The organism is Agromyces ramosus (assembly GCF_004216665.1).
GTDB classification, from domain to species: Bacteria; Actinomycetota; Actinomycetes; order Actinomycetales; family Microbacteriaceae; genus Agromyces; species Agromyces ramosus.
Map to the genome: position 1 here is coordinate 666,954 of NZ_SGWY01000003.1, position 15,681 is coordinate 682,634.

Genomic DNA, 15,681 nt, shown 5'->3' on the forward strand with positions numbered 1-15,681 from the left:
CGAAGTACCGAGGTATCGAAGTACCGAAGCGGGGGCGCGCCGCCGGAGCCGGACCTCAGCCGCGGCCGGTGAACGCCGGCTTGCGCTTCTGCTGGAAGGCGGCGAAGCCCTCGCGGTAGTCCTCGGTGTCGCACAGCGCGGCCTGGGCGCGGTTCTCCTCATCCATCGACTGCCAGAGCCCCAGCCGCTGGTCGCGGAGCGAGGCGACGAGCGCCTTGGACGCGACGAACGCCTGGGTGGCCCCGGATGCCGCGACGCGGGCCGCGGCGCGGGCGGCATCCGTCACCTCGTCGGCGGGGAAGACCTGCGAGAACAGGCCGGAGGCCACCGCCTCGGTGCCCGACATGAGCCGGCCCGTGACGATGAGGTCCATGGTGCGGTGCGCGCCGAGCCGCTCGACGAAGAGCGCGTGGCCGCCGGAGTCGAGGGTCGCGCCGAGGTTCGCGAACGGCGAGCCGATCTTCGCGGTGTCGGCGACGTACACGATGTCGCTCGCGATGAGCAGGCCCAGCCCGACGCCGAGGCAGGCGCCGTGCGCGACCGCGAACGTCGGCACCGGCAGGGACGCCATGCGCTCGAGGAGCGGCTGCACGAGTCCGCCGAGGTACCCGAGCACGTCGTCGTCGCGCGGGTCGACACCGGAGATGTCGCGCCCCGCGCAGAACGCGCGGCCCTCGCCGCGCAGCACGAGGGCGCGCACCTCGCCCGTCCCCGCCAGGCGCTCGGCCTCCGCGTACGCGTCGGACAGCTCGGCGAGGCCGGCCGGGTCGAGCGCGTTGAGCTTCTCGGGTGCGTCCAGCACGACCTCGGCGACGCCGTCGGCCACGGTGAGTTCGATCATGATGCTCCGTTCGGCGGGTCCTCGTCGACCCGTTCGCAGGGTATCGGCGTCAGACGTCGTAGTCGACGACGACGCGGTCGGACTTGGGGTGCGACTGGCAGGTGAGCACGTACCCGCGCTCCAGCTCGTCGGGTTCGAGCGCGTAGTTCTCGGTCATCGCGACGCTGCCCTCGAGCACGCGTGCGCGGCAGGTGCCGCACACGCCGCCCGCGCAGGCGAACGGCACGTCGGGCCGCACGCGAAGGGCCGCGTTGAGGATCGACTCGTTCGCCGAGACCGGGCTGTCGACCGTCGACGACTGCCCGTCCAGCGTGAACTCGATCGCGACCGTCGGCTCGCCGCGCTCGACCACCACCGGGCGCCCGTGCCGCGGTTCGACGCGGTCGGCGTCGGTCGTGAACAGCTCGTAGCGCACGTGCGACGCGTCGACGCCCTTCGCCTCGAGGGTGTCGCGCGCGAGCTGCACGAGCTCGAACGGACCGCACAGGAACCACTCGTCGACGGTCTCGGGGCGGATCAGCACGTCGAGCATCTGCTCGAGCTTCGGCGCGTCGATGCGGCCGGAGAGAAGCGGCGCCGTGCGCTGCTCCCGCGAGAGCACGTGGTGCAGCGCGAGCCGCGACGGGTAGCGGTCCTTCAGCTCGGCCAGCTCCTCGAGGAACATCACGTCGAGAGTCGACCGGTTCGTGTAGACGAGCTCGAACTCCGAGGTCTCGCTGCGGGCGAGCACGGCGTGGGCGAGCGCCATGAGCGGCGTGATGCCCGATCCGGCGGCGATGCCCACGACGTGCTTGCCGTCGAGCGCGTCGAGCGCCGAGGTGAACGTGCCCTGCGGGCTCATCACGTCGAGCGCGTCGCCGGGCGCGAGCTCGCTCGTCGCCCACGTCGAGAAGCGCCCGCCGAGGTCGCGCTTGATGGCGACCGAGATGCTGCCCCGCACGGGCGGGCGGCAGATCGAGTAGCTTCGCCGCAGTTCGTGGCCGTCGAAGTCCCTGCGCAGGGCGACGTACTGGCCGGGCAGGTACGTGTAGTCGTCGGCGAGCTGCTCGGGCACCGCGAAGGTGACCTCGACCGCGTCGGCGGTGAGCTGGCGCACCTCGGCGACCTCCAGGGAGTGGAAGCGCGCCCGCCGGCGCTTGGCGGCGTCGTCCGTGGACAGGGACTCGCCGCCGACCGTCGAGGCGAGGAACGCCGACGCGACGGCGGCATCCGGGCGCCGGCCCATGCTCGCATCGGGGCGGGCCGTCGTGGACCCGAGGTTGCGGGCCGCCATCAGAGCACCTTGAAGTAGTCGAACGGCTCGAGGCAGTCGCGGCACTCGTAGAGCGCCTTGCACGACGTCGAACCGAAGCGGGCGAGCTCGCGGGTGTTGAGCGAGTCGCAGCGCGGGCACTTCACGGCGAGCTGCAGGCGCACCGGCCCGGAGCCGCGCACGGCGGCGCGACCCGTCGGCGCCTGGATGCCGTAGCGACGCAGCTTCTCCTTGCCGGCGTCGCTCATCCAGTCGGTGGTCCACGCGGGCGCGAGCACGAGGTCGACCCGCACGTCGGCGTAGCCGGCATGCGTGAGCGCGAGCACCACGTCGTCGCGCATCGCCTCGAGCGCGGGGCATCCGCTGTACGTGGGCGTCAGCTGCACGCGCACCGCGCCGTCGTCGTCGAGCTCCACGGAGCGCAGCACGCCCAGGTCCTCGATGGTGAGCACCGGGACCTCGGGGTCGGTCACGGTCGCGGCGACGTCCCACGCGCGGCGGGCCGCGGCGTCGGCGGGCACGGGCCGGGCGACGGATGCCTCGCGCACCGCGCCCTCGGCCTCGGCCACGGCCGGGGTCACCATGATGCCCCCGGGTGCGCGCGGGCGAGCACCTGCATCTCGGCGAGGAGCGGTCCGAGGTGCTCGGTGTGGCTGCCGCGGCGTCCTCCGCCCGACGCCGTGAACGCCGTGCGACCGGTCGGCAGCTCGAGCCGTGCCTCGGCGAGCACCTCGTCGATCACGGCGTCGAAGGCGGGCCGCAGCGACGACGGCAGCACGGCGACGCCCTCGTCGGCGAGCCGCTCGACGAGCTCGTCGTCGGCGAACAGCTCCTCGGCGTAGGGCCAGGTGTCGGCGAGCGCGACGATCATGCGTCGGCGGGACTCGTCGGTGCCGCCCGCGAGTCGGAGCACCCACTGGATGGCGTGGTCGCGGTGGTAGTCCACCTCCTTCACCGCCTTGGCGGCGATAGCCGCGAGCGTCGGATCGGTCGACTCCGTGAGGGCGGCATAGAGCTCGAGGAGATACGCGGAGGCCACGAGCTGCCGGGCGATCGTGTGGGCGAAGTCGCCGTTCGGCTGCTCGAAGAGCCAGGCGTTGCGCCACTCGGGTTCGTCGCGCCAGTAGGCGAGGTCGTCCTCGCTGCGACCCGTCGCGGTGCCCGCGTAGTGCAGCAGCGATCGCGCGTGGCCGATCAGGTCGAGGGCGATGTTCCCGAGGGCGACGTCCTCCTCGAGTTCGGGCGCGCGGGCGATCCACATTCCGAGCTGCTGGGCGAGCACGAGCGCGTCGTCGCCGAGGCGCATCGCGTACTCCGCGGCATCCGCCGACGCGACCCCGCCCGCGGCGGTGATGCCGGCGCCCGCGAGCTCCTCGGTGAGCGCGAGCTCGTCGACCGAGACGTCGCCGTGCGGGTCGAGCCCCGCGGCATCCGCAGCTGGGCCTTCGTGGGTGCTCACAGGTGCTTCACCCCCTCGCTCTTCGTGTAGTAGACCGCGTGGCGGTAGTTCTTGCCGGCCGGGCTCTCGAAGTAGGCGCCCTTCGCGTCGGGGTCGCTCGTGGTGATCGCGTCGGCGGGCACCACCCAGATCGACACGCCCTCGTTGCGACGCGTGTACACGTCGCGCGCGTTGCGCACGGCCATGTCGGGGTCGGGCGCGTGCAGCGAGCCCACGTGCACGTGGCTCAGGCCGCGGTTGGCGCGCACGAAGACCTCCCAGAGGGGCCAGGCCTCGGTTCCCGTCTCGCCCGGGGTCGACATCAGGCCACCGCCCCGGATGCCTCGAGCGCGCGTTCGGCCTGCTTGCGCGCGTACTCGTGCGCGGCCTCGCGCACCCAGGCGCCCTCCTCGTGCGCCTGGCGGCGACGGCGCAGGCGCTCCGCGTTCGCGGGTCCGCGTCCGGCGAGCACCTCGTCGAACTCGGTCCAGTCGATCTCGCTCATCTCGTACTGCCCCGTCTCCTCGTCGAACCGCAGGTTCGGGTCGGGAAGGGTCACGCCCAGCACCTCGGCCTGCGGGACGAGCATGCCGACGAAGCGCTGGCGCAGGTCGTCGTTCGAGAAGCGCTTGATGTTCCACGCCATCGACTGCGCGGAGTTCGGCGACTGGTCGTCGGGGGGACCGAACATCATGAGCGAGGGCCAGTACCAGCGGTTCACGGCGTCCTGCGCCATCTCGCGCTGCGCCTCGGTGCCCTGCATGAGCTCGAGCAGGATCTCGAAGCCCTGCCGCTGGTGGAACGACTCCTCCTTGCAGATGCGCACCATCGCGCGCCCGTACGGCCCGTACGACGCCCGGCAGAGCGGCACCTGGTTGCAGATCGCGGCGCCGTCGACGAGCCAGCCGATCGCGCCCATGTCGGCCCACGTCGGCGTCGTGTAGTTGAAGATCGACGAGTAGCGCGCCCGGCCCTCGATGAGCTGGTCCATCATCTCCTCGCGGGAGATGCCGAGGGTCTGCGCCGCCGAGTACAGGTAGAGCCCGTGGCCCGCCTCGTCCTGCACCTTCGCCATGAGGATGGCCTTGCGCTTCAGGCTCGGCGCGCGCGTGATCCAGTTGGACTCGGGCTGCATGCCGATGATCTCGGAATGCGCGTGCTGCGAGATCTGGCGGATGAGGGTCTTGCGATAGGCCTCGGGCATCCAGTCGCGCGGCTCGATGCGGGAGTCCTTCGCGATGAGGTCGTCGAAGAGCGCCTGGGCGGCCTCGTCGTGCGCTTCGCGACTGGCCACGCTGAGGTCTGCGGGAGAGGTCATCGTCGACTCCTGTGTTCTGGCGGCATCCGGAGGTGGTGGCATCCGTATTACTAACCGATCGTTCAGTTAGTATATAGTCATCTCGAGCGCCGCAGCAACGGCACGCGAACTCGACGAGGAGCCTCACATGACGGATGCCACGACCGACGCCGCGACGGATGCCCCGCGCCGAGCCGATCGCCCCATGATGGACCGCGACCTCGCCTCCGCCGCGCTCGGCATGGTCGTCGAGCGCGACGACCCGGGGCTCGCGGTGGTGTCGATGCGCGTGCGCGACGACATGACGAACGGCTTCCACATCACCCACGGCGGCCTCGTCTTCACCCTGGCCGACACCGCCTTCGCGATCGCGTGCAACGAGGACGACACCGTCACCGTCGCGGCGGGCGCCGACATCACCTTCCTGAAGTCCACCGTCGCGGGGCAGACCCTCACCGCGACCGCCGTCCGCCGCACCCGGAGCGGACGCACCGGACTCTACGACGTGTCGGTCGTCGACGAGCACGGCGACCCGGTCGCCGAGTTCCGCGGCCGATCCATCTCCACCAACCGCAGCATCTGACCCACCTCACCGTTCGGAGCCTCCCGTGTCGACGATGACCACCTCCCCCTCCATCTCCGGCCTCGCCCCCGTCTCGGCCGACGAGCTCGACCCCGAGGAGCGGCTGAGCCGCGCCGAGGTCGAGGCCATGCAGCTCGAGCGACTGCAACAGACGGTGCGGCACGCCTACGCCCACGTGCCGCTGTACACGCGCAAGTTCGACGAGGCGGGCGTGCACCCCGACGACATCCGTTCGCTGGCGGATGTCGCGCGGCTGCCGTTCACCACCAAGGCCGACCTGCGCGAGACCTACCCGTTCGGCATGTTCGCCGTGCCCATGGAGCAGGTCGCCCGCATCCACGCATCGAGCGGCACCACCGGCCGGCCCACCGTGGTGGGCTACACGAAGGGCGACCTCGAGCGCTGGGCGTCGCTCATCGCCCGATCGCTGCGCGCCAGCGGCATCCGCCCCGGCATGAAGGTGCACAACGCCTACGGCTACGGGCTGTTCACCGGCGGCCTCGGCGCGCACGCCGGCATCGAGGCGCTCGGCGCCACCGTCATCCCGATGTCGGGCGGCCAGACCGCTCGCCAGGTGCAGCTCATCCGCGACTTCGAGCCCGACGCGATCCTGTGCACGCCGAGCTACCTGCTCACGATCGCCGACGCGATGGTGAAGGAGGGCATCGACCCCCGCTCCACGTCGCTCAAGGTCGCCGTGCTCGGCGCCGAGCCGTGGACCAACGAGATGCGGCACGAGCTCGAGCAGCGCCTCGGGATCGACGCGCTCGACATCTACGGGCTCAGCGAGGTGATGGGGCCGGGCGTCGGCAACGAGTGCCTCGAGACGAAGGACGGCCCGCACATCTGGGAGGACCACTTCCTGCCCGAGGTCATCGACGGCGACACCGGCGAGCGGCTGCCCGACGGCGAGATGGGCGAACTCGTGTTCACGTCGCTCACGAAGGAGGCGTTCCCGGTCATCCGCTACCGCACCCGCGACCTCACCCGCCTGCTGCCCGGCACCGCGCGCCCGGGCATGCGCCGCATCGAGAAGATCACCGGGCGCAATGACGACATGATCATCCTGCGCGGCGTGAACCTCTTCCCCACGCAGATCGAGGAGCTCGTGCTCGGCATCGAGCAGCTCACACCGCACTTCATCCTGGAGCTCACGCGGAGCGGCACGATGGACGACCTGACCGTGCGCATCGAGCGCCACCCCGACCTCGACGTCGAGGTGTGCCAGGCCGCGACGGTGGTGCTCGCCGAGCGCATCAAGCAGTACGTCGGGTCGACCGTGACCGTGCGGCTCGAGGAGCCCGGGGGGCTCCCCCGCAGCGAGGGCAAGTACAAGCGGGTCTACGACCTTCGCTGACGGCGGGCGCCACGCGGCATCCGCTCCTGCGCCACTTCGGCGCCCGCCGCGCCACCTCGACCGGCGCGGACCGAACGCAAGTGGCGCAACGAGCAGCGGGACGACCGAGATGGGAGACTTGGGGCGATGTCTGAGAACGGAACGCTCCGACGGGGACGCCCCGGGTACGACCAGCAGGGGATCCTCGATGTCGCCGTGGCCGCGTTCATCCAGTACGGCTACGACGCCACGTCCATGGGCGTGCTCGCCGATCGCCTCGGACTCTCGAAGTCCGCGATCTACCACCACTTCGCGTCGAAGGACGAGATCCTCGACCGCGCGCTCGACACCGCCCTCGGGGCGCTCGAGGGGGTGCTCGAGCGGGCGGATGCCGCGCACGGACGTGCCGCCGACCGGCTCGACCAGGTGCTCCGGGGCGCCGTGCACGTGCTGGTCGACAAGCTTCCCTACGTGACCCTGCTGCTGCGGGTGCGCGGCAACACCGAGGTGGAGCGGCGAGCCCTCGCGCGGCGGCGGGCGTTCGACAAGCGGGTCACCACGCTCGTGTCCGAGGCGCAGGCCGAGGGGTCGCTGCGCAGCGACATCGACGTGCGGATCGTGGAGCGGCTGCTGTTCGGCATGATCAACTCGATCGTCGAGTGGTACCGGCCGGGCGGCGCGGAGGACGCCGACCGGCTCGCCGACGACGTCATCGCGATCGCGCTCGACGGGCTGCGCATGCCGACGTCGAACCGCGTCGACGAACTGCTCGGCTGACGAAGGGGACGCGCATGATCGAGCCGCTCGAGGACCTGCCCGCCGGCGTCGTCGGATTCCGCGCGATCGGCACGATCGAGGCATCCGACTACCGCGAGGTGCTCGAGCCGGCGTTCGAGGCCGTCCTCGCCGAGCACGAGAAGGTCAACCTCGTGGTCGTGATGGGCGAGCAGTTCGACCACTACTCGCTGGGCGCGATGCTGGAGGACGCGAGGCTCATCGCCTTCCCCCGCGAGGTGTGGGGTCGTGCGGCGTTCGTCACGAACCACGACGTGCTCGGCGGCATCGCGACGGCCTTGCGCGGCCTCGTGCCGGGCGAGTTCCGGGTGTTCCCGCTCGAGAAGCAGGACGAGGCGATCGCGTGGGTCGCCGAGGCCGTGCCCGCGCCATGAGCGGGAGCGGCGCGGCGCGTCAGGCCGGGCACGCGCCGGCGGTACGCGGGCCGGATGCCGCGGCGGCGGCGCGCGGCATCCGCTCGCTCGACCCCGCGCGGCCGAATCCGCCACGGCGGCGCGGCGCGGCGGGGGACTCGGCGAGCCGCTCCTGCACGACGCGGCGGCGCTCGAGCTCCTGCGCGAGGCGCTCGTCGTGCGCCGCCTGCAGGTGGGGGAAGGACAGTTCCGAGATCAGCATGATCCACTCCGGTTCGTCGTCGTCTGGCTCCAAGCTCCTCCCTAAGGCAGCCGCCCGGCATCCGTCGGATGCCGTATTCTCGCGGCGCCGCGAGGAATGGGAATGAGCGGATGCCGCAGGGCGCTGTACCGGGTGTGACGAAACGCATCGGGTTCCTCTCGTTCGGCCACTGGTCGGACGCTCCCGGGTCGAAGGCCCGCACCGCGTCCGACGTGCTGCTGCAGTCGATCGACCTGGCCGTGGCCGCGGAGGAGCTCGGCGCCGACGGCGCGTACTTCCGCGTGCACCACTACGCGAACCAGCTGGCGAGCCCGTTCCCGCTGCTCGCGGCCGCGGGCGCGAAGACGAGCCGCATCGAGCTCGGCACGGGCGTCATCGACATGCGCTACGAGAACCCGCTCTACATGGCCGAGGATGCCGGCGCCGCCGACCTGATCGCGGGCGGCCGCCTGCAGCTCGGCGTCAGCCGCGGCTCACCCGAGCAGGTCGTCGACGGCTACCGCTACTTCGGCTACGCCGCCCCCGAGGGGCAGACGATGGCCGACGTCGCCCGCAGCAACACCGAGGTGTTCCTCAAGGTCATCGACGGCGCGCGCTTCGCCGAGCCGAACCCGCGTCCCATGTTCCCGAACGCCCATCCGGGTCCGCTCGGCATCCAGCCGCAGTCGCCGGGTCTGCGCGACCGGATCTGGTGGGGCGCCGCGTCCGATGCGACCGCCGTGTGGGCGGCCGAGCAGGGCATGAACCTGATGAGTTCGACCCTCAAGACCGACGAGACCGGCGAGCCGTTCCACGTGCAGCAGCGAAAGCAGATCGAGGCGTTCCGCGAGGCCTGGACGAGGGCGGGGCACGACCGCGAGCCCCGCGTCTCGGTGAGCCGCTCGATCTTCGCGCTGGTGAACGACCACGACTTCGCCTACTTCGGCGGGGGCCGGCGCGAGGACTCCGACCAGTTCGGGGTGATCGACGACTACCGCGCCGTGTTCGGCCGCAGCTACGCCGCCGAACCCGACGAGCTGATCGACGAGTTGCGCGAGGACGAGGCCATCGCCGCCGCCGACACGCTGCTGCTGACGATCCCCAACCAGCTGGGCGTCGACTACAACGCGCACGTGCTCGAGGCGATCCTCACGCACGTGGCCCCCGAGCTCGGATGGCGCGCCTCGCGGTGAGGCCGGCCGACCGCGGCGCCGCGTCTCAGTGCCGGCGGCGCAGGTCGGGCAGCAGCGCCTTCGGCGAGCGCCCGCGGATCGCGCTCCACCACACGCCGGCACCGTAGGCGGCGTCGTCGAGCCGCCGCGCGATCCCGAACCGCACCGGGTCGAGCTGCGGGCGGGTGCGCGCGAACTCCCACGCCGTGTCGGCGAGCGAGGCCACGACGACGGCCCGCCGCACGCGGCGCGACCCGAGGCATCCGATCGCGGTCAGCGGCCACCAGTGCCGCAGCAGCAACGCGAACCCCTGCGCGATCGCGCCGATGAATCCGTAGCCGGCGAGTCGGGAGGCGAGCCGGTACGGATGCCGCACGGCGGTGGCCCTGCGGCCGATGCGCAGCACCGTGGCAACGAGCACGAGGGCGGCCACCGGGATCGACCAGCGCCGTTGGGCCGCGAGGGCGACGAGCACGGCGGCACCCCACGGCGGGAGCACGACGGGGGCGATGTCGTCGGGATGCCGCACGGCGAGGGGGTGCGCCCCGGTGCCGTAGAAGAACTTGCGGCCGAGCCAGGCACGCAGGGTGGATCGGTGCTCGTGCCGCACCGATGCCGCGGGCTCGAAGCGCACGCGCCGCCCCTCCTCGACGAGCCGCCACACCAGGTCGACGTCCTCGCCGACGCGCATCGACGCGTCGAATCCCGCGCCGAGCGCCTCGACCCTGGCGACGAGGCAGGTGCTCGACACCCAGGTCACCGGCGACCGCGGACGCACGGTCGACGAGTCGCTGCCGAGGTCGAGCGAGGACCGGGCATCCTCGTACCTCGTGATCCAGTTGGCAGCGGCTGCGGCGGTGCCGGTGTCCTCGCCCCCGGCCAGCCCGAGCACGCGAGGTGCGACCATCGCCAGCGCGGGGTCGGCGAAGTGGCGCAGCATCAGCTCGATCGCCGCCGGCTCGACGACGACGTCGGAGTCGACGAACACCACGAACGGCGTCGACACCTGTGCGAGCCCGGCGTTCCGCGCGCCCGCGGGCCCCAGGTTCCGTTCGAGCGCGACGAGCTGCGCGCCATGGCGCGTCACCACGGCCGCGACCGCGGCGGGATCCTCCGAGGCGTCGTCGACCACGATGACCGGCAGGGCGCCGCCGATGCCCGCGAGCAGACGGTCGAGCTGCCGCGGCCGATCGCGCACCGGCACCACAACCGTGGCGGTGGACAGGTCGACGGCGGGCAGCGCGTGCACGACCGGGTCCGCCATGCCGGTGGCCAGCAGGTGGTCCGCGAGCGCCCGCGTCGCGGCATCCGACACCGTCAGCTCGCCCGCGTGGATGCGGCCGCGCGCGAGCGGCTTCAACCGGGAGATGCGGGTCGGGGACCCGCCGACGAGCACCGCGCCGTGGTCGACGACCCGGGTGTGGCGGTTGAGGCGCACCGTGAAGCCGTCGGGGAGGCGAGCCGTCACGAGATGGCCCCGGTCGTCGGATCGGGTTCGCCGTCGCCGTGGGTGCCGCATCCCCGGGCGTCGACGCGCCCCGACCGCAACCGCAGCCACGCCTCCGCGATGATCGACTCGAGCAGGGCGGAGCCCTCGGCGGGTGAGGCCGCCCGAGGGTCACCGAGCACCCCGTTCGGGGCGACTCCGCCCACGCCCGCGTCTCGGAGGAGCGGCATGAGTTCGACGACGGGTCGGGGGTCCCCGGCCTCCAATCGATCGACCCGGACGCGGTCGGGCTCGAGCCGCTGCAGGATCGACGTCTCGGAGCGACCCGCGTGCGCGTCGACGGGCACGTCGTCGCCGAGCGCACGGGCGCCGGGCACGCATGGCAGCCACGACGCGGGCCGCTCCTCGTCGATGAGCACCGGGACCGCCGTCGCCAGCGCCTCGACGTTACCGCCGTGTCCGTTGACGAACACCACGCGGTCCGCCCACTCGCACGCCGACCGCCCGAACTCGAGCAGGAGGAACGTCAGCGCCTGCGTGCCGACGGAGATCGTGCCGGGGAACCCCTGGTGCTCGCCGCTGGCGCCGAACGCGATGGCGGGCGTCACGACGGCGTCGACGCCCTCCGCGCGGAGCCGCACGGCGAGCGCCTCGGCGACGGCCGACGCCACCACGGTGTCGGTGTCGAGCGGCAGGTGCGGCCCGTGCTGTTCGGTGGACCCGACCGGCACGAGCACCGTGGGGCGGCCCACGTCGGGCCACGGGCGGTCGACGAGGCGCGGCTCGCCCGGGCCGATCACGGGGCGGCCTCAGATGTTCCCGAGGGCGACGGAATCGTCGGGCCGCGGCTCGGCGGGTTCGGGCGTGGTCCTCGGCGTGGCCGGGCGCGCCTTGTCCGCGGCGGGGCGTGGCGCCGCGGCGGCGGCATCCGGCTCGTCGCCGAGGTCGCGACGGAACCCGGGCGGCGCGTAGAAGTCGGTGGGAGCCAGCTCGGCGATGGACGCGTGGCCGAGGCCGAGGACGGCGGAGTCCAGGCCGCCGCGCAGGATGTCGAGCACGTTCTCGACTCCCGCCTGTCCATTCGCCGCCAGCCCCCAGAGGTACGCCCGACCGATCATGACCGCGCGCGCGCCGAGCGCGAGCGCCTTCGCGACGTCCCCGCCGCGGCGGATGCCACCGTCGAGGAGGACCTCGACCTGGTCGCCGACCGCCTCCGCGATGCCCGGCAGCATCCGGATGGACGCGGGCGTCGAGTCAAGGTTATTCCCACCGTGGTTGGAGACCGAGATCGCCGTGACGCCGGCGTCGACGGCGCGCTTGGCGTCGTCGAGGCGGGAGACGCCCTTCAGCATGAACGGTCCGCCCCACTCCTCGCGGAGCCACGCGACGTCGTCCCAGGTGGGCGGCGGGGTCGACATCCATTCGCCGTACGCCCCGAAGAAGGTCGGCGGAGGCCCGCCGTCGGCCGGCGCGAGGTTGGGCGCCGTGAGGTCGGGCACACGACCCGTCCTCAGGTAGTCGATGAGCCAGGTCGGGCGGGTGACCGCCTGCGGCGCGAATCGCATCGCCGCCTTCAGCGTCAGCTTCTCGGGGATCCACGGACTCCCCCAGTCGCGCCCGTTGGAGAACGACCAGTCCAGCGTGGCGATGAGCCCCTTCGCGCCCGCGTTCCTGGCCCGGTCGAGCCGGTGCACCATCGCGTCACGACTGCCGCTCCAGTACACCTGGAAGAAGGTGTTGGGATTGGCCGCCGTCACCTCCTCGATCGGCTTGGACGCGAAGGAGCTGAGCCCCATGATCGTGCCGCGGTTGGCGGCGGCGCGCGCGACCGCCACCTCGCCGTCGGGGTGCACCGCCTGCACGCCGGTCGGCGAGATGAGGACCGGGATCGAGATGGGGATCCCCATCACCGTGGTCGTGAGATCGCGTGCCGGCTGGTGCCCTGCCACGTGCGGCGCGAACTGGAGTTCCCCGTACGCCCGCATGTTGTCCTCGGTGGTGAGTCCTCGTTCCGAGCCGGCGACGAGCGCCCCGTACACCGACTTCGGCAGCCTCCGCTTCGCTCGCCGCTGCGCCGCCGCCACCGTCTCGAACCAGTCGTTGCCCATCATCGATCTCCTTTCATGTGCCGAACATCCCGCTGATGGCGGGCGCGACCCCGCGATAGTCCTGCACGACATGCACGGTGCCCCGCCCGATCCTGGCCAGGTCGCGACCGAGGTCGAGGTCGCGCTCACCGCTCGCGTCGAGCAGCACGTCGAGCCTCGGGAGCCGTGGGGCCACCGTTCGCGGGTCGGGACCGGCGTTGTGCACGCAGTCCGACAGCAGCACCACGCGCGCGTCCCTGACCGGTGCCCGCGCCAGCTGCCTCGCGGCGAGCTCCAACGGGAACGCCACGTTCGTGAGCCCCTGCGCCGGCATCCGCATGATGGTGTCGAGCAGGTCCATGGGCTTCACGAGCTCGCCGAGGTTGAGCAGGATCGCGGCATCCGACCAGAACGCGATCACGGCGAGGTCGTCGTGCTCCAGCTCGCCGGCCAGGGCGCCCACCGTCGCCGCCGCCGTCGCCACCCGCTCGCCCTTCATCGACCCCGAGACGTCCACCGCGAGCACGACCGACCGCTTCGTGCGGATGCGGTCGCGCACGACGATGTCCTCGTCCTCGGGCACCGGTCGCTCGGCCAGGACCTCGATCGTCCGATCGAGGTCGATCTCGTCGGAGCCGCCACGGTACGGGAGGCTTCCGAGCTCGCCGATGCCGCGCCGACTGGTCGCATCACGCCTCGGCCGACGGATCGCCAGGCGTGCCGCGATCCGCCGTGCCCGCGCCCGGGCGCGGGGATCCACCGCGGCGGTCGCCTCCGCGACGACGAGCTGCGCCGCCTCGTCGGTGAAGCCGGTCGCGGTGCTGCCCGGCAGGGGCAGGGCCGGGCTCCGGCCGGCGCCGGCCGGGCGCAGCACCGACCCGCCTCCGGCACCTGCGGTCGCGTCGTACACGGTGGGTTCCTCCTCGAGCTGCTTCGGCCGCCGCCGGAGCGGGGTCCCGTTCACGCCGCGGCGGTCGGGCCGCTCACGCCGCAGGGGCGAATCGGCCGGGACGGCTCTTCATCCGGGCGCCGCCGTCGCCGGCTCCAGGATGAAGTGGTCCTCCCAGATCTCGCGCAGCACCCGCTCGGGCGTCGTCTCGATCGCCTCGTCGAGGTGGATGCGTCCCGAGAGCGACACGACCATGGCGTCGAGGACGAGCTGCGGATAGCCCTCCTGCTCGGGGGAGCGGAGGTCACGCAGCTCCGCGAGCTTCGACGCCACGAGCACGCAGTCGATCGCGCCGCGCACGCTGGATCCCTGCCGGACCTCGGGGTGCGACCTGGTGGCCCGCGTGACGGCGACGGCGTCGACGACGAGCCGCTCGCCGAGGGCGCCACGCGCGTGCCCACCGGCGCGGAGCCGCACGATGGCCTCCTCGCTCGGCGCATCCTGGTAGTCGATCGCGAGTCGGTTGAGCCGGTCGTGCACGCTCGTGGAGAGCCGGGTCGTGCCCACGTTGTCGTACGGGTTCATGGACGCGATGACCCGGAACGTCGGCTTCGCCGCGATCCTGCCCACACGCGGCACCGCGATGGAGCGGTCGGCCATCGCCGTGAGGAGCGTGTTGAGGGTGTCCTCCGGCGCCCGGTTGAACTCCTCGATGTAGAGGAATCCGCCCTCCCGCATCGCCTCGACGAGCGGGCCCGCCACGAAGTTGTCGGCGCTGTAGTCCTCCTTGAGCACGCGCGCCGGGTTGTGGTGGCCGACGAGCTTCGCCGGCGTCAGGTCGGCGTTGCCCTCGACGAACAGCAGCGGGATACCCCATTCCTCGGTGATGGCGGTGAGCATGGTCGTCTTGCTCGTGCCGGGCGGCCCCTCGAGGAGGATGTCCCGCCCGGCCGCGACCGCCGCGAGCGTGAGCTCGAGCTCCCGCTCGCGGCCGACGATGCGGGCGGCGATGCGTTCGCGGTTCGCCGCCAGCTCGCCCGGTGCGGCATCCGCTCGTGTGGTGTCGGTCACGCTGTTCCCCTCGTCTTCGAGCACGTCTGGTCGTCGATCACTTGGTGGTCGATCCGGCGTCGACGGGCAGCATCACCCCGGTCACGTAGCGCGACTCGTCCGACGCCAGCCACAGCACGGCGTTCGAGATGTCGACCGGCTCCACCCACGGGATGGGCAGGGCGTTCATCGTCTGGAACCGTTCACCGAGTGCCTCCCTCGTGCGCTGATCGGGCTCCAGATCGGGCGCGAACAGGGCGTAGAGCATGTCGTTCTGGATCATGTCCGTGTCCACGCTCGTCGGGTGGACGGTGTTGACGCGGATCATGTCGGGCGCCAGCTCGAGCGCGAGCGTGCGCATCAGGCCCACGACGCCGTGCTTGGCCGAGACGTAGTGCGCGAAGTTCTCGAAGCCCTTGATGCCGGCCGTCGAGCTCGTGAGGATGATGGAGCCGCCGTTGCCGCCCGCCTTGAGATGCGGGATCGCCGCCTTCGCCGTGTGCCACACGCCGGTCAGGTTGACGCCGATCATCTCCTCCCACGACTCGTCGCTCAGTTCCTCCGCCCGGCCCTGCGAGAAGATGCCGGCGTTCGCCGACACGATGTCGAGCCGTCCGAGCTCGGCGACGCCCTCGTCGAGCGCCGACTTCAGCGCACCGTAGTCGCGCACGTCCGCCTCGCGGGCCACGATCCGCCGGTCCAGTGCCTCCACCTGCCGCACCGTCTCCGCGAGGTCGTCGGGCGAGGACATCGTGTACTCCACGGTCGGCAACTGCCGCACCACGTCGACGGCCACGATGTCGGCGCCCTCCTGCGCCATCCGCAGCGCGTGGCTGCGCCCCTGCCCTCGTGCCGCGCCGGTGATGAACGCGACCTTGCCGTCCAGCCTTCCCATCATGT

The 15,681-nt window shown here is 72.2% G+C and carries 18 protein-coding genes; 5 read left to right on the forward strand and 13 right to left on the reverse strand.

Annotated elements, in window-relative coordinates; all coding sequences use genetic code 11:
- Window positions 1–55 precede the first annotated feature (55 nt).
- The 6 genes from EV187_RS15030 to paaA all read right to left on the reverse strand — a co-directional run bounded on the left by EV187_RS15030 (window position 56) and on the right by paaA (window position 4,849).
- A complete protein-coding gene (locus tag EV187_RS15030; RefSeq protein WP_130353849.1) occupies window positions 56–841 on the reverse strand; it encodes an enoyl-CoA hydratase/isomerase family protein in 786 nt (261 codons plus the stop codon).
- A 49-nt stretch (window positions 842–890) separates the two neighbouring features.
- Window positions 891–2,000, reverse strand: coding sequence for a 1,2-phenylacetyl-CoA epoxidase subunit PaaE (paaE, locus tag EV187_RS15035; protein ID WP_242609653.1), 1,110 nt, complete (start codon window positions 1,998–2,000; stop codon window positions 891–893).
- 113 nt (window positions 2,001–2,113) lie between these two features.
- Window positions 2,114–2,677 carry a 1,2-phenylacetyl-CoA epoxidase subunit PaaD gene (gene paaD, locus EV187_RS15040; RefSeq protein ID WP_130353850.1) on the reverse strand — a complete coding sequence of 188 codons (564 nt, stop codon included), beginning with the start codon at window positions 2,675–2,677 and terminating at the stop codon, window positions 2,114–2,116.
- A complete protein-coding gene (paaC, locus tag EV187_RS15045; protein WP_130353851.1) occupies window positions 2,671–3,552 on the reverse strand; it encodes a 1,2-phenylacetyl-CoA epoxidase subunit PaaC in 882 nt (293 codons plus the stop codon). The genes paaD and paaC overlap by 7 nt, the downstream gene beginning before the upstream one ends.
- The gene (paaB, locus tag EV187_RS15050; RefSeq protein WP_130353852.1) at window positions 3,549–3,854 is read right to left on the reverse strand and encodes a 1,2-phenylacetyl-CoA epoxidase subunit PaaB; all 306 of its coding nucleotides are present in this window, start codon (window positions 3,852–3,854) and stop codon (window positions 3,549–3,551) included. The genes paaC and paaB overlap by 4 nt, the downstream gene beginning before the upstream one ends.
- Window positions 3,854–4,849 carry a 1,2-phenylacetyl-CoA epoxidase subunit PaaA gene (gene paaA, locus EV187_RS15055; RefSeq protein ID WP_130353853.1) on the reverse strand — a complete coding sequence of 332 codons (996 nt, stop codon included), beginning with the start codon at window positions 4,847–4,849 and terminating at the stop codon, window positions 3,854–3,856. The genes paaB and paaA overlap by 1 nt, the downstream gene beginning before the upstream one ends.
- Window positions 4,850–4,976: 127 nt before the next feature.
- On the opposite strand from paaA, the gene paaI reads away from it, so the two are divergent.
- From paaI to EV187_RS15075, 4 genes are all read left to right on the forward strand, one after another.
- Complete coding sequence (paaI, locus tag EV187_RS15060; RefSeq protein WP_130353854.1) at window positions 4,977–5,411, forward strand: hydroxyphenylacetyl-CoA thioesterase PaaI; 435 nt, start codon at window positions 4,977–4,979, stop codon at window positions 5,409–5,411.
- A gap of 34 nt (window positions 5,412–5,445) precedes the next feature.
- Complete coding sequence (gene paaK, locus EV187_RS15065) at window positions 5,446–6,768, forward strand: phenylacetate--CoA ligase PaaK (protein ID WP_130353855.1); 1,323 nt, start codon at window positions 5,446–5,448, stop codon at window positions 6,766–6,768.
- A gap of 126 nt (window positions 6,769–6,894) precedes the next feature.
- Window positions 6,895–7,524: a TetR/AcrR family transcriptional regulator gene (locus EV187_RS15070; protein ID WP_130353856.1), complete on the forward strand. Its 630-nt coding sequence runs from the start codon at window positions 6,895–6,897 to the stop codon at window positions 7,522–7,524.
- Window positions 7,525–7,538: 14 nt separating this feature from the next.
- A complete protein-coding gene (locus EV187_RS15075; RefSeq protein ID WP_130353857.1) occupies window positions 7,539–7,916 on the forward strand; it encodes a SpoIIAA family protein in 378 nt (125 codons plus the stop codon).
- A 19-nt stretch (window positions 7,917–7,935) separates the two neighbouring features.
- Here the strand turns inward: EV187_RS15075 and EV187_RS15080 are convergent, their stop codons facing one another.
- Window positions 7,936–8,190: a hypothetical protein gene (locus EV187_RS15080; protein ID WP_130353858.1), complete on the reverse strand. Its 255-nt coding sequence runs from the start codon at window positions 8,188–8,190 to the stop codon at window positions 7,936–7,938.
- A gap of 77 nt (window positions 8,191–8,267) precedes the next feature.
- Here EV187_RS15080 and EV187_RS15085 point away from each other — a divergent pair, with 77 nt between their 5' ends.
- A complete protein-coding gene (locus EV187_RS15085; RefSeq protein WP_130353859.1) occupies window positions 8,268–9,329 on the forward strand; it encodes an LLM class flavin-dependent oxidoreductase in 1,062 nt (353 codons plus the stop codon).
- Between the two features lie 25 nt (window positions 9,330–9,354).
- Here the strand turns inward: EV187_RS15085 and mftF are convergent, their stop codons facing one another.
- From mftF to EV187_RS15115, 6 genes are all read right to left on the reverse strand, one after another.
- Window positions 9,355–10,776 (reverse strand): mycofactocin biosynthesis glycosyltransferase MftF, encoded by a 1,422-nt coding sequence (gene mftF, locus EV187_RS15090; RefSeq protein ID WP_207221853.1) that lies wholly within the window; start codon window positions 10,774–10,776, stop codon window positions 9,355–9,357.
- The gene (gene mftE / locus EV187_RS15095; protein WP_130353861.1) at window positions 10,773–11,555 is read right to left on the reverse strand and encodes a mycofactocin biosynthesis peptidyl-dipeptidase MftE; all 783 of its coding nucleotides are present in this window, start codon (window positions 11,553–11,555) and stop codon (window positions 10,773–10,775) included. The genes mftF and mftE overlap by 4 nt, the downstream gene beginning before the upstream one ends.
- Before the next feature lie 9 nt (window positions 11,556–11,564).
- Complete coding sequence (gene mftD, locus EV187_RS15100; protein WP_130353862.1) at window positions 11,565–12,866, reverse strand: pre-mycofactocin synthase MftD; 1,302 nt, start codon at window positions 12,864–12,866, stop codon at window positions 11,565–11,567.
- Between the two features lie 10 nt (window positions 12,867–12,876).
- On the reverse strand, window positions 12,877–13,752 hold the full coding sequence (locus tag EV187_RS15105) for a vWA domain-containing protein (RefSeq protein ID WP_207221854.1): 876 nt from the start codon (window positions 13,750–13,752) through the stop codon (window positions 12,877–12,879).
- 108 nt (window positions 13,753–13,860) lie between these two features.
- A complete protein-coding gene (locus tag EV187_RS15110) occupies window positions 13,861–14,802 on the reverse strand; it encodes an AAA family ATPase (protein WP_207221855.1) in 942 nt (313 codons plus the stop codon).
- A 37-nt stretch (window positions 14,803–14,839) separates the two neighbouring features.
- Complete coding sequence (locus tag EV187_RS15115; RefSeq protein ID WP_130353864.1) at window positions 14,840–15,676, reverse strand: mycofactocin-coupled SDR family oxidoreductase; 837 nt, start codon at window positions 15,674–15,676, stop codon at window positions 14,840–14,842.
- Between the last annotated feature and the right edge of the window lie 5 nt (window positions 15,677–15,681).

Coding starts and splice junctions, on each gene's coding strand:
- mftD (WP_130353862.1), bottom strand. CDS start 12,866: ATGATGGGCAACGACTGGTTCGAGACGGTGGCGGCGGCGCAGCGGCGA.
- EV187_RS15070 (WP_130353856.1), top strand. CDS start 6,895: ATGTCTGAGAACGGAACGCTCCGACGGGGACGCCCCGGGTACGACCAG.
- paaD (WP_130353850.1), bottom strand. CDS start 2,677: ATGGTGACCCCGGCCGTGGCCGAGGCCGAGGGCGCGGTGCGCGAGGCA.
- EV187_RS15085 (WP_130353859.1), top strand. CDS start 8,268: ATGCCGCAGGGCGCTGTACCGGGTGTGACGAAACGCATCGGGTTCCTC.
- paaI (WP_130353854.1), top strand. CDS start 4,977: ATGACGGATGCCACGACCGACGCCGCGACGGATGCCCCGCGCCGAGCC.
- paaB (WP_130353852.1), bottom strand. CDS start 3,854: ATGTCGACCCCGGGCGAGACGGGAACCGAGGCCTGGCCCCTCTGGGAG.
- EV187_RS15115 (WP_130353864.1), bottom strand. CDS start 15,676: ATGGGAAGGCTGGACGGCAAGGTCGCGTTCATCACCGGCGCGGCACGA.
- EV187_RS15030 (WP_130353849.1), bottom strand. CDS start 841: ATGATCGAACTCACCGTGGCCGACGGCGTCGCCGAGGTCGTGCTGGAC.
- paaK (WP_130353855.1), top strand. CDS start 5,446: ATGACCACCTCCCCCTCCATCTCCGGCCTCGCCCCCGTCTCGGCCGAC.
- EV187_RS15075 (WP_130353857.1), top strand. CDS start 7,539: ATGATCGAGCCGCTCGAGGACCTGCCCGCCGGCGTCGTCGGATTCCGC.
- paaA (WP_130353853.1), bottom strand. CDS start 4,849: ATGACCTCTCCCGCAGACCTCAGCGTGGCCAGTCGCGAAGCGCACGAC.